11 protein-coding genes are annotated in these 11,576 nt (G+C 69.3%); 5 read left to right on the top strand and 6 right to left on the bottom strand.

What is annotated here, in order from left to right:
* Positions 1 to 36: 36 nt before the first annotated feature.
* The 6 genes from rsmG to rpmH all read right to left on the bottom strand — a co-directional run bounded on the left by rsmG (position 37) and on the right by rpmH (position 3,533).
* On the bottom strand, positions 37 to 735 hold the full coding sequence (gene rsmG, locus E1288_RS01470; RefSeq protein WP_132479439.1) for a 16S rRNA (guanine(527)-N(7))-methyltransferase RsmG: 699 nt from the start codon (positions 733 to 735) through the stop codon (positions 37 to 39).
* A 350-nt stretch (positions 736 to 1,085) separates the two neighbouring features.
* Complete coding sequence (locus E1288_RS01465; protein WP_132479437.1) at positions 1,086 to 1,634, bottom strand: Jag family protein; 549 nt, start codon at positions 1,632 to 1,634, stop codon at positions 1,086 to 1,088.
* A 32-nt stretch (positions 1,635 to 1,666) separates the two neighbouring features.
* Entirely contained in the window at positions 1,667 to 2,599 is a 933-nt protein-coding gene (gene yidC, locus E1288_RS01460) for a membrane protein insertase YidC (RefSeq protein WP_132479435.1), read from the bottom strand.
* A gap of 5 nt (positions 2,600 to 2,604) precedes the next feature.
* Positions 2,605 to 2,931: a membrane protein insertion efficiency factor YidD gene (gene yidD / locus E1288_RS01455; protein WP_093260838.1), complete on the bottom strand. Its 327-nt coding sequence runs from the start codon at positions 2,929 to 2,931 to the stop codon at positions 2,605 to 2,607.
* Complete coding sequence (gene rnpA, locus E1288_RS01450) at positions 2,931 to 3,377, bottom strand: ribonuclease P protein component (RefSeq protein ID WP_132479433.1); 447 nt, start codon at positions 3,375 to 3,377, stop codon at positions 2,931 to 2,933. Before rnpA ends, yidD begins: the two co-directional genes overlap by 1 nt.
* A gap of 12 nt (positions 3,378 to 3,389) precedes the next feature.
* Positions 3,390 to 3,533: a 50S ribosomal protein L34 gene (gene rpmH, locus E1288_RS01445; protein WP_083822226.1), complete on the bottom strand. Its 144-nt coding sequence runs from the start codon at positions 3,531 to 3,533 to the stop codon at positions 3,390 to 3,392.
* Between the two features lie 606 nt (positions 3,534 to 4,139).
* Here rpmH and dnaA point away from each other — a divergent pair.
* The 5 genes from dnaA (at position 4,140) to E1288_RS01420 (ending at position 11,542) form a co-directional block, all read left to right on the top strand.
* Entirely contained in the window at positions 4,140 to 5,849 is a 1,710-nt protein-coding gene (gene dnaA, locus E1288_RS01440; protein ID WP_132479431.1) for a chromosomal replication initiator protein DnaA, read from the top strand.
* 1,419 nt (positions 5,850 to 7,268) lie between these two features.
* Positions 7,269 to 8,393, top strand: a complete 1,125-nt coding sequence (gene dnaN, locus E1288_RS01435; RefSeq protein WP_132479429.1) for a DNA polymerase III subunit beta — start codon at positions 7,269 to 7,271, stop codon at positions 8,391 to 8,393.
* Positions 8,394 to 8,546: 153 nt separating this feature from the next.
* Positions 8,547 to 9,434, top strand: a complete 888-nt coding sequence (gnd, locus tag E1288_RS01430; protein WP_132479427.1) for a phosphogluconate dehydrogenase (NAD(+)-dependent, decarboxylating) — start codon at positions 8,547 to 8,549, stop codon at positions 9,432 to 9,434.
* A 292-nt stretch (positions 9,435 to 9,726) separates the two neighbouring features.
* Positions 9,727 to 10,902 carry a DNA replication/repair protein RecF gene (gene recF, locus E1288_RS01425; protein WP_132479425.1) on the top strand — a complete coding sequence of 392 codons (1,176 nt, stop codon included), beginning with the start codon at positions 9,727 to 9,729 and terminating at the stop codon, positions 10,900 to 10,902.
* Positions 10,903 to 10,993: 91 nt separating this feature from the next.
* Positions 10,994 to 11,542 carry a DUF721 domain-containing protein gene (locus E1288_RS01420; protein ID WP_235883270.1) on the top strand — a complete coding sequence of 183 codons (549 nt, stop codon included), beginning with the start codon at positions 10,994 to 10,996 and terminating at the stop codon, positions 11,540 to 11,542.
* The last annotated feature ends 34 nt before the right edge of the window (positions 11,543 to 11,576 follow it).

Below are 11,576 nucleotides of genomic sequence, written 5' to 3'. Positions count from 1 at the left end.
CACGTGAAACACGACCCGATCCGTTTGACTCCGGATTCACCGTCCACGATCCTTTCTCGTTCGACGTGCACCGTCACGACGCCGACCGGACGCATTTCGGGCCGCCGAGACCCGCTCCACCACGACGACGGTCGTCGGCACTTCGAGCACGCCGACGCCGCACGAAACCACCTCGCCGGGGCCGCCACCGACCGCGGCGATCGCCGCGGCGTCCCGTTCGAGTTCTTCCGCCGCACTCTCGCCTTTCATTGCGAGCAGCCGGCCGCCCGTCCGCAGCAGCGGGACGCACCACTTCGCGAGCCGTTCCATCGGTGCCACGGCGCGCGCGGTCACGGCGTCCTGATCGGCCAGCCGTTCGCGCACCGGGCCCTCCTCGGCACGTCCGCGCACCACCTCGACGGTGAGCGCCAACTCGGTGATGACTTCCTGCAACCACGTCACCCGTCGAGCCATCGGCTCCAACAGGGTCAGGCTGAGATCCGGGCGGGCGATCGCCAACGGGATGCCCGGCAGCCCCGCCCCAGAGCCTACGTCCAACACCCGGCAATTCGGTGGCAGCAACTCCGCAATGACCGCAGAGTTCAACAAATGTCTTTCCCAGAGCCGGTCCAACTCGCGCGGACCGATCAATCCGCGGCGGATTCCGTGCTCCTGGAGCAGGTCGTAGAACCGTTCGGCCAACGCCACTCGCTCACCGAACACGACCTGCGCCGCCGCCGGCACACCTTCGGACAAAGCATTCACCCCGATGTTTCACGTGGAACCAGGTGTCTGACCTAAGCCTGCCGGATTGCGCTCCGCAGCCAAGCATCAACCCACGTTTCACGTGAAACCCACCGCTTCGGGCTCGCAGGCCGGCGGGGAGGGGTGCCGCGTTCGACGATGTTTCACGTGGAACACGACCCAAACACACCGGTGCTCCTGCCGTATCGGACAGGAGCACCGGATCAGGATATTCAGTTCAACCAACCGCAACTGCGAAGCTCAACCAGATGCCACCCGAGCCATTCGCAAGCGGCGCAGCCGCTTGGCCCGCCCTCGCAGCCGGCACCCGCACCGCCACGCAGAACGAGCCGTCCATTCTCTTAGCTCTTGAAGACGACGACCTTGCGGTTGGGCTCTTCGCCTTCACTCTCGCTGTGGACACCGTCGACGGCCGCGACCGCGTCGTGGATGATCTTCCGCTCGAACGGGGTCATCGGGCGCAGTCGCGCCTCCTTGCCGCTCTCCAGCACGCCCTCGGCGGTCGACCGCCCGAGCTCCGTCAGCTCCTGCCGACGGCCCGCCCGCCAGCCGGCGACGTCCAGCATCAGTCGGCTGCGGACGCCGGTCTCCTGCTGCACCGCGAGCCGAGTCAGCTCCTGCAGCGACTCCAGCACCTGACCGCGGCTGCCGACCAGCTTCTCCAGGTCTTCGCCGCCGTCGATGCTCACCACCGCACGGCCTGCCTCCACGTCGAGGTCGATGTCCCCGTCGTAGTCCAGCAGGTCGAGCAGCCGCTCGAGGTAGTCACCCGCGATGTCGCCCTCCTGCACCAGGAGCGCCTCGGTGTTCGACACCTCGGACTTCTCGGCGGTCTCTTCGTTCTGGGGTTCGGCCGCGGACGGGCTCGACTCCTGCACGGTTTCGGACACTGGGTGTCTCCTCTCCAGGGTTCGCGACGAATTCAGCGGGACTCGCCCGGCTTGTCCGCGTCGCGAGAGCGGTCTTCGATCACCCCGGGGATCTCACCGGGTTCGTCCTTGGCCACCGGGTCCGCGCTGCGCGTGGTGTCGGTCTCCACCGCGGTGGATTCGACGACCGCGGGCGCGCCGGCCAGCGCAGCCTCCTCGCGGTCGATCCGGCTGTACACCACCCGCTGCTGACCCAGCGTCCAGAAGTTGTTGGCCAGCCAGTAGATCAGAATGGCCAGCGGCAGGAACGGACCACCGATGATCGCGAACATCGGGAAGATCCACAACGTCATCCGGTTCATGATCGCCGTCTGCGGGTTCGCCGCGGCGTCCGCGGTCTGCCGCTGCACCGAGTGGCGCGCGGTGAAGTGCGTGGCGATCGCGGCGGCGATCATCAGCGGCACGCCGACCAGCATCATGTCCCAGCGGGCCGTGCCGAACGTCGCGAGCACCTCGGGGGCCTGGCTGATGGTGTTCGACAGCTTGGCGCCGAACAGGTCGGCCGCCACGAACGAGGCGACGTCGTCGGCGTTGAAGATGTAGTTCGAGGGCGCGCCCGGCTTGAACCCGTTGAGCACCTGGAAGAGCCCGATGAACACCGGGACCTGGACCAGGATCGGCAGGCAGCCGCTGAGCGGGTTGAAGCCCTGCTCGGCTTGCAGCTTCTGCATCTCGGCGGCCAGCTTCTGCCGGTCGTCGCCGTGCTTGGCCTGCAGCTCGCGGATCTGCGGCGCGAACTCCTGCATCTTCTTCATCGACCGCACCTGGTGCACGAACGGCTTGAACAGCAGCGCGCGCAGCGTGAAGACCAGGAAGATGACCGCCAGTGCCCAGGCGTAGCCGCTGGCCGGATCCAGCACGAAGCCGAACACCTTGTGCCAGAACCACAGGATGGCCGACACCGGGTAGTAGATGAAGTCCAGCACGCGGGCTACTCCTCGGCAGGTTTCTCGGGTACGCGGCCACCCGCCGCGGACCGCTCACGGGGCGGTGGGACCGGGTCCAGGCCTCCAGGGTGCCAGGGGCCGCAGCGCAGCAATCTGCGCAACGTCAACCAGCCGCCGCGGAACAGGCCGTGCACGGTGAGCGCCTCGACCGCATAGGTGCTGCAGCTCGGGTAGAACCGGCACGAAGGCGGCAGAAGTGGCGAGATCACCTTGCGGTAGACGTGCACCGGACCGAGCAGCACCCAGGCGAGCGGGCTCGGGCGCCGAGCGGGGGCGCGGAGCCTGTCGTCCTGCTGCTCGTCCGGAGCCATCACCTGGAACCCGTCGCCGGAACATCGGGGGCGATGACGCGGAGCTTGCGCAGCGCCGCGTCGAGGTCCGCACCGAGTTCACGGCTGGACGCACCTGCTGCCGGTGGCAGGGCGCGGACCACCACCAGTGTGCCAGCGGGCAACGCGGGCAGGAGGTCGCGCATCAGGTGCCGGAGGCGGCGGGTGACCCGGTGCCGGATCACCGCCGTGCCCACGGCCTTGCTCACGACAAAACCCACCCGGGTCGTGATATCCGATTTCCGGGTGGGTGCCGTATTCGCCTCGGCTTCCGGTAAGGCCTCGCCGGTGCGGTGCGAACCGAGGTCCCGTGCCTGGTCCGCACGTAGAACGTGGACCACCAAGCGGGACCGACCGGCCCGACGACCACGACGGACCACCAGGCGGAACTCCTGGTTCTTGGTCAGCCGGGCTGCCGCGGGAAGCACGGCCGGACGCGATCAGGCAGTCAGCTGCGCGCGACCCCGGCGACGGCGCGAGGCCACGATGGCCCGGCCGGCCCGAGTGCGCATGCGCAGCCGGAACCCGTGCTTCCTGGCACGGCGGCGGTTGTTCGGCTGGAAAGTGCGCTTGCCCTTGCTCACGGTCGGATCTCCCGGTTACTACAGGCACCGATGGCCACGGTGAACCACGGTTCGGTCAAGGTGTCCCTGCCTCGCGAGCCGCAGTCGCCGGACGTGCGGCGATCGGCAACACCGAGCGGTGCACGGCGCCGGAATCTCGGCGCAGCGACATGCCCGCTCAGGAAGCGGGGGACTGTACGAGGGTACGCACTGGCGACGAGGGGCGCTTAACCGGGGTCGTCATGTGGAAGCGACAGCCCGCGCCGACGGCCAACAGGCTGCCACATCGCGATCTTCCTGGCATCTCCGGGACTCGCTTGTAAGCGTGGCGTGACCTTGTTAGCGTGCCCCCCTGCGATTCGCGGACCGGTGGGTGGGAGCACCGGACTCTGTGGGGAGGCCCTGACCTGGATCGCAGCGGTACGACGGCCCCAGGGGGGATCACCGGACCGGCCTGCCGTACCTTCATACACAAGTTGTGGACAACTCTGTGGACACCTGCTCGAACAGGTGTCCACAGGAGTCTGGCCCCACTGTCCCGTGACACCGAACGCGCCCGAGCATCGTGGGAGCCAGGCCCCGGGACCGCACCGGGGGCTGCGCGAGCGAGGGGAGGGGAGCAAGGCGGTGTCCGACCACCAATCCGATCTCGGTCGAGTTTGGGAAGAGGTGGTGCAGGAGCTGTCCTCCGGCACCCTCTCACCACAGCAGCGCGCCTGGATGCGGGTGACCCGGCCGATCGGGCTGCTGGACGGGACCGCGCTGCTCGCCGCGCCCAGTGATTTCGCCAAGGAAGCCATCGAGCGCGCCCTGCGCGATCCGATCACCGACGCGCTGTCGCGCCGCCTCGGCCGCGCCGTATCGCTCGCGGTGAAGGTGGACACCGCGGTTCCCGCGCCCACCCGCCCGGTCGCGGCGCCCGCGCCGGCCGACTCCTGGTCCGGCCGCGCCGCCCCGCCCGGCGCCGATCAGCCCACGCCCGGTTACGTCCCCGCGACGAGCTTCGGCCGGGGCACCGACGCGTTCGGCCACACCGCGCACACCGGCTCGATCCCGCCCGTCGTCGAAGGGCGGCACGCCGCGCCGGACCCGAAACCCGAGATCGACTTCCCGACCGCCGAGTTCAAGTGGCCGGGTGGCGACGTCCCGCAGCCGCTGGAGGCCGACGAGGCGGATGCCGAGCCGGAGAGCGCGCCCGAGCCGGAAGCCGAGGAGAACGGCAACGAGATCTGGCCGACCTTCGGCCGGGGCGAGCCGCCGCAGGGCCAGCCGTTCACCGCGCCGAAGCACGCGCCGCCGACCTCGCAGACCAGGCTGAACGCGAAGTACACCTTCGACACGTTCGTCATCGGCTCCTCGAACCGGTTCGCGCACGCCGCCGCCGTCGCCGCGGCGGAAGCGCCGGCCCGCGCGTACAACCCGCTGTTCATCTGGGGCGAGTCCGGGCTCGGCAAGACGCACCTGCTGCACGCGGTCGGGCACTACACCCAGCGGCTGTTCCCCGGGATGCGCGTCCGCTACGTGTCCACCGAGGAATTCACCAACGACTTCATCAACTCGCTGCGCGACGACCGGCAGGTGGCGTTCCAGCGCCGGTACCGCGACGTCGACGTGCTGCTGGTGGACGACATCCAGTTCCTGGAGGGCAAGGAAGGCACCCAGGAGGAGTTCTTCCACACCTTCAACACCCTGCACAACTCGAACAAGCAGATCGTGGTGTCCTCTGACCGGCCGCCGAAGGGGCTGCGGACCCTGGAGGACCGCCTGCGCACCCGGTTCGAGTGGGGCCTGATCACCGATATCCAGCCGCCCGAGCTGGAGACGCGGATCGCGATCCTGCGCAAGAAGGCCGCCCAGGACCGGATGAACGCGCCGGCCGACGTGCTGGAGTTCATCGCGTCCCGGATCGAGCGCAACATCCGCGAGCTGGAGGGCGCGCTGATCCGGGTCACGGCGTTCGCGTCGCTGAACCGGCAGCCGGTCGACCTGCAGCTGGCCGAGATCGTGCTGCGCGACCTGATCCCGGACTCGCAGACCCCGGAGATCACGGCGCCGACGATCATGGCCGTGACCGCGGACTACTTCAGCGTGACCATCGACGACCTGTGCGGCCCGGGCAAGACCAAGGCGCTGGCGCAGGCCAGGCAGATCGCGATGTACCTGTGCCGGGAGCTGACCGACTCGTCGCTGCCGAAGATCGGCCAGTACTTCGGCGGCCGCGACCACACCACGGTGATGTACGCGGACAAGAAGATCCGCAAGGAGATGGCGGAGCGGCGCCGCGTGTACGAGCACGTCCAGGAGCTCACCGCCCGCATCAAGCAGCAGTCCCGCTGATTCTTTAAAGGAATCTGGGGTTCTTCTGCGTAGCGGTGCAAGTAGCGGAACTTCAGAGGCCTTCTCGACCCCGGGATCCCCGACTTACGTACGACGTGTCGAGTTGAGCTTCGCGGCGGCGGTTGCTCTTGCGAAAAAGAGGTAACGAGCCACCTTCGCCTGGATCCTCGGCTTCTGCCCAGGTCAGAGGGGTCGACCCGCTCAGATGGCCTGTGCCGGGCTATCTCGGGGTTCCCGGTGTGATTCCCTTCGGCTCGCGCGGCGAATCTTTCTGCCACCCCACCCCGCCGCGAGCCACCCCCGTCAACAGAAAGCTCTCCGGCCGAGCGTTGTAGGGCGTCGGTCCGGCGAGCCGCCGGCGAGCCCGCAGCGGGGCGGCATCCGGGCGTGCATGGCAGCGCGCCCCTCGAGTCGCCTCGGGGCTCGAAGGGGATCTTCGGGGTCCGCCGGGGGCAGCGAGATGTTTCTGTTGGGCCGCCCGGCCCGGATCAGACCGCTCTGGCAGAAAACTTCGGGTTCCGCGCCGGGCTCCGGAGGCCGCGAAGCGCGCGCATCGAGCCGTCGCCGGCCGCGCCAGGACAGCAAATCACCACGTTCCGAGGTCGATCAAGCGCGCTCCGCAGTTGTGGAAGAGGTTGGCGCGCCGAACTTTTCTGGGGACCGGGGTGGTCTTCGCCTCACCCCTCCGGCAAAAAAGTCCACCGGAGCGCTGGCTGTCCACAGATTTTCCATCCCCAGGCCTGACCTGGAGTTTTCCCCAATCCATCCACAAGCTGTGCACAAGTTGAAGCCGTCTGCCCACAGAGCGGAGCCGGGTTGACCACAACGCTCTCACAGCTTTGCCCACAGCCCGATCGGTGGAGGGGCCCAAAACCCGCAGGGGATGGGTACAACTGGGTCGACAACTGTGGATGGAACTGTGGACAACTGGGGATGGTTGTGGACTGATGGAGGTGGGGCAGAAGTTGTCCACCACCCGGTTGCCGTAGTCCCCGGTTACATCCCGTGCTCATCCACACCCGACCACGCCACCCGACCAGCCCAAACGCCACTTGTCCCCACAACTCACAGCCCTTACTACTACTGCTCTCATTTCTTCTCTTTGAAGAAAAAAGAAAAAGAGAAGAAGGCTCGGTGGATAAGTGGACAACTCCGCCCGGACCGCCAGCACGGCCTGACGAACTGCTCGGACCCGGATGCGGAGATCGCGTCGCACGCTCTACGGTGGAACTCCCGCGGAGGCCGCCGGCGTGAACTCCGGGTCGAGCTCGGGCCGAACTTCGCGTGCACGGCGCTCGTGGGGGATCGCTTCGCCCTCATTGCGGGGACACGAGGCACAACGACCCGATGAGCTGCTTCGCTCCAGCTCGACACACAGTTCTCGGCAGCCGAGCCACGGCTGGAACCGAAAGGACACCCATGAAGATCCGCGTGGAACGTGACGGTCTCGCCGACGCCGTCGCCTGGGTCGCGCGCAGCCTGCCGTCACGGCCACCGGTTCCGGTGCTGGGCGGGGTGCTGCTCGACGCGAGTTCCGGAGAGGCGCTGACCATCTCCGGGTTCGACTACGAGGTCTCGGCCCAGGTCACCATCGACGCCGCGATCGACAACAGCGGGCGCACCCTCGTTTCCGGGCGGCTGCTGGCCGACATCACCAAGGCGCTCCCGGCCCGTCCGGTGGAGCTCACCGTCGACGGCTCCCGCGTCACCATCACCTGCGGCAGCTCCCGGTTCAGCCTGCCGACCATGCCGGTCGAGGACTACCCGGAACTGCCCGCGATGCCCGAGCACGCCGGTTCGGTCCCGGGCGATCTGTTCAGCGAGGCCGTCGGCCAGGTCGCGGTGGCGGCCGGCAAGGACGACACGCTGCCGATGCTCACCGGCATCCGGATGGAGATCAACAACGACAAGCTGACCATGGTCGCCACCGACCGGTTCCGCTTGGCGATGCGCGAGATCACCTGGGAGCCGGGCACCTCGATGGACGACACCGCGGTGCTCGTCCCGGCCAAGACGCTCGCCGACTCGGCGAAGACGCTGGGCGCCGGCGGCAGCAAGGTGGAGATCTCGCTGGCTTCCGGCGACGGCCTGCTCGGGCTGTCCGGGACCACGCGCCGCAACACCACCCGGCTGCTCGACGCCGAGTTCCCGAAGTACCGCCAGCTGCTGCCCGCCGAGAGCGCGGTGACCGCCAACGTCGACGTCGCCCCGCTGGTCGAGGCGATCAAGCGCGTGTCGCTGGTCGCCGAGCGCGGCACCCAGGTGCGGCTGGAGTTCTCCGACCGGGTGCTGCGGCTGACCGCCGGCGGCGACGACGAGGGCAGCGCCGAGGAAGAGCTCGCGATCGAGCTTTCCGGCGAGCCGCTGACCATCGCGTTCAACCCGGGCTACCTGCTCGACGGCCTGGGCGCGATGAAGACCGAACGCGCCCAGCTGCAGTTCACGACCGCCAACCGCCCCGCGCTGGTCAAGCCGGTCGGCGAGGATGGCGAAGTGGCGGAGGGCTACCTCTACCTCCTGATGCCGGTCCGCCTCCCGGGCTGATCTGGGTCACATCCGGCGCACTGCCCGGCCGGAGCCGCGGCCACCGATGGCTAGGCTCCGGTCGGATCGATTCAGCTGGTGAAGGTCCTCACCCCGCGGCCGGCCACCCGCGCCGACCAACCAGTCGATACACAGCTCGCAGAGGGAGATCCGGTGCAACTCGGACTTGTCGGTCTCGGCCGAATGGGTTTCAACATGCGTGAGCGGCTGCGCGCCGCCGGTCACGACGTCGTCGGTTACGACCGCAACCCGGACGTCAGCGATGTCGCGTCGATCGCGGAGCTGGTGCAGAAGCTGGCCGGCCCGCGGATCGTCTGGATCATGGTGCCGCACGGCGACCCGACCCGTCAGACGGTCGAGGAGCTGGCCGGGCTGCTGTCCGCCGGTGACCTGGTGATCGAGGGCGGCAACTCGAAGTTCACCGACGACCAGGCCAACGCGGCGCTGCTCGCCGAGCACGGCATCAAGTACCTCGACGTCGGGGTCTCCGGCGGGGTGTGGGGCGCCAAGAACGGCTACGGCCTGATGGCCGGTGGCGACGCCGAGGACGTCGAGCGCGCCATGCCGATCTTCGACGCGCTGCGCCCGGAGGGGCCGCGCGAGGAGGGCTTCGCGCACGCCGGCCCGGTGGGTGCCGGGCACTACGCGAAGATGGTGCACAACGGCATCGAGTACGGCCTGATGCAGGCCTACGCCGAGGGCTTCGAACTGCTGTCCGCGTCGGACGTGGTCACCAACGTGCCGGAGACGATCAAGGCGTGGAGCCGCGGCACCGTGGTCCGCTCCTGGCTGCTGGACCTGCTGGTCCGCGCGCTGGAGGAGGACCCGGAGCTGGCCGAGCTGCGCGGCTACGTCAGCGACTCCGGCGAGGGCCGGTGGACGGTCGAGGAGTCGATCAACAACGCCGTGCCCACCCCGGTGATCACCGCCTCGCTGTTCGCGCGGTTCGCCTCGCGGCAGGAGGACTCGCCGGCGATGAAGGCGGTCGCGGCGCTGCGCAACCAGTTCGGCGGCCACGCCGTGCAGAAGACCGAGGACTGATCGCGGCCTTCGCGGGTCGGGTCGATTTGTCGACAAATCTCCCCGGTCCGCGAAGGGGCACACATCGCCAGATCGCCTTGTCGACAAATCGCCAGATGCAGGTCGACGGCCGCTCGGCGCCGTTATTCCGGTGCGAACGTTCCGTTCGGCCGCGCAGGACCACCTGCCGACCTGGTGTGAACGGACCGTTGACCTCGTAGAACGTGGCGAACAGGCCGTTCGCTCCACCTCACCGACCGACTGGGGCAGCAGGGCTCCGGTCGGCGCGGGCCGACCTCTAAGTTGGATCGTCGTGTACGTCCGTCATCTGCAAGTGACCGACTTCCGGTCCTGGCCGCACGCCGACCTGGCCCTGGAGCCGGGCATCACCGTGCTGGTCGGGTCCAACGGACAGGGCAAGACGAACCTGGTCGAGGCGATCGGGTACGTCGCGACCCTCGGCTCGCACCGCGTCGCCACCGATGCGCCGCTGGTCCGCGACGGCGCGGCGCGCGCGGTGGTGCGGGCCGCCGTGGTCAACAGCGGGCGTGAGCTGCTGGTCGAGCTGGAGATCACGCCGGGCAAGGCCAACCGCGCACGGATCAACCGCGGCGCCGTCGCGAAGCCGCGCGACGTGCTCGGCATCCTGCGCACCGTGCTGTTCGCGCCGGAGGACCTCTCGATCGTCCGCGGCGATCCGGGCGAGCGCCGCCGGTTCATGGACGACCTGCTGGTCTCGCGATCGCCCCGGTACGCGGGCGTCCGCGCCGACTACGACCGGGTGCTCAAGCAGCGCAGTGCCCTGCTGAAGTCCGCGGGCGCGGCGCGGCGGGGCGGCGGGGCGGCGGACGTGCGGACGCTGGAGGTCTGGGACGGCCACCTGGCCCGCTGCGGCGCCGAGCTGCTGGCCGGCCGGCTCGACCTGGTCGCCGCCATCGCACCGCACGTGACCAGTGCATATGCCAACGTCGCTGCCACCGACGAGGCCACCTTGCCGTCCGTCCGGGTGGCCGACGTCCGCTACCGCAGCAGCCTCGGCGAGTCGCTTCCCGCCGGTTACGGCGTACCGCTGGGCAAGGCCGCCGACTCGGCCGAACTGGAATCGGCCCTGCTCACCGAGCTGGAGCGGGTCCGGCCGCAGGAGCTCGAGCGCGGCGTGTCGTTGGTCGGGCCGCATCGCGACGACCTGGAACTGCTGCTCGGCGACCTGCCCGCGAAGGGATACGCCAGCCACGGAGAATCTTGGTCCTTCGTACTGGCGTTGCGGCTGGCTTCCTACCACCTGCTCACCGAAGATGGCGCGGAGCCGGTGTTGATCCTGGACGACGTCTTCGCCGAGCTCGACCGCCGCCGTCGGGCTCGGCTGGCCGACCTGGTCGCCGGCGCCGAGCAGGTGCTGGTGACCGCGGCGGTGGCGGAGGACGTGCCGCCGGAGCTCGCCGGCGCCCGATTCGACGTCCGCGAAGGCGAGGTGCGACGTGTCGAGTAACCGTTCGCGGTCGTCAAGTACACCCAGAGTGACCGCAGAGGTGGGAAAGGTCGCCGATTTGCCCACATCTGGGGATAACTCTGTGGATGGTGTGGATAACTCGGCGGCGTCAGCACAGGTCCCGGTCGGGTCCGATGGCGCCGCGCTGTCCGGGCCGGACCTCGCCCGGGCCGCGCTGCAGGCCGCCCGCGAGCAGTCCGCCGCCCGCCGCCGCGACGCCAAGAAGAAGGGCGGTGGCGTCCGGACACGCCGCCGTCGTGGCTGGTCGGGGCCTCGCCCGGACGACCGCGACCCGCAGCCGCTGGGGCGGCTGGCCGCGCGGATCGCCAGCGAGCGCGGCTGGACCGAGCACCTCTCCGGCGGCCAGGTCTTCGCCAAGTGGGCCACCCTGGTCGGCGGCGACGTCGCCGAGCACACCAAGCCGGTGGCGCTGAAGGACGGCGAGCTCACGGTCCAGGCCCAGTCCACCGCGTGGGCCACCCAGCTGCGCCTGCTCCAGCGCCAGATCCTGAAGCGGATCAGCGACGGCGTCGGCCGCGACGTGGTGCGCCGGATCAAGGTGCAGGGCCCGGCCGCCCCCAGCTGGCGACACGGCCCCCGGCACGTTCCCGGACGGGGCCCGCGGGACACCTACGGCTAGTAGCCTCGCGGTGCGCGCTGTCCTCCGGACGCGC

Source organism: Saccharopolyspora elongata (assembly GCF_004348985.1).
In the GTDB taxonomy this organism is placed as follows: Bacteria; Actinomycetota; Actinomycetes; order Mycobacteriales; family Pseudonocardiaceae; genus Saccharopolyspora; species Saccharopolyspora elongata.
This window is presented reverse-complemented; position numbering and strand designations above follow the sequence as displayed.

Excerpts from the sequence above, each read along its gene's own strand:
- yidD (WP_093260838.1), bottom strand. The coding sequence starts at position 2,931 with ATGGCTCCGGACGAGCAGCAGGACGACAGGCTCCGCGCCCCCGCTCGG.
- dnaN (WP_132479429.1), top strand. The coding sequence starts at position 7,269 with ATGAAGATCCGCGTGGAACGTGACGGTCTCGCCGACGCCGTCGCCTGG.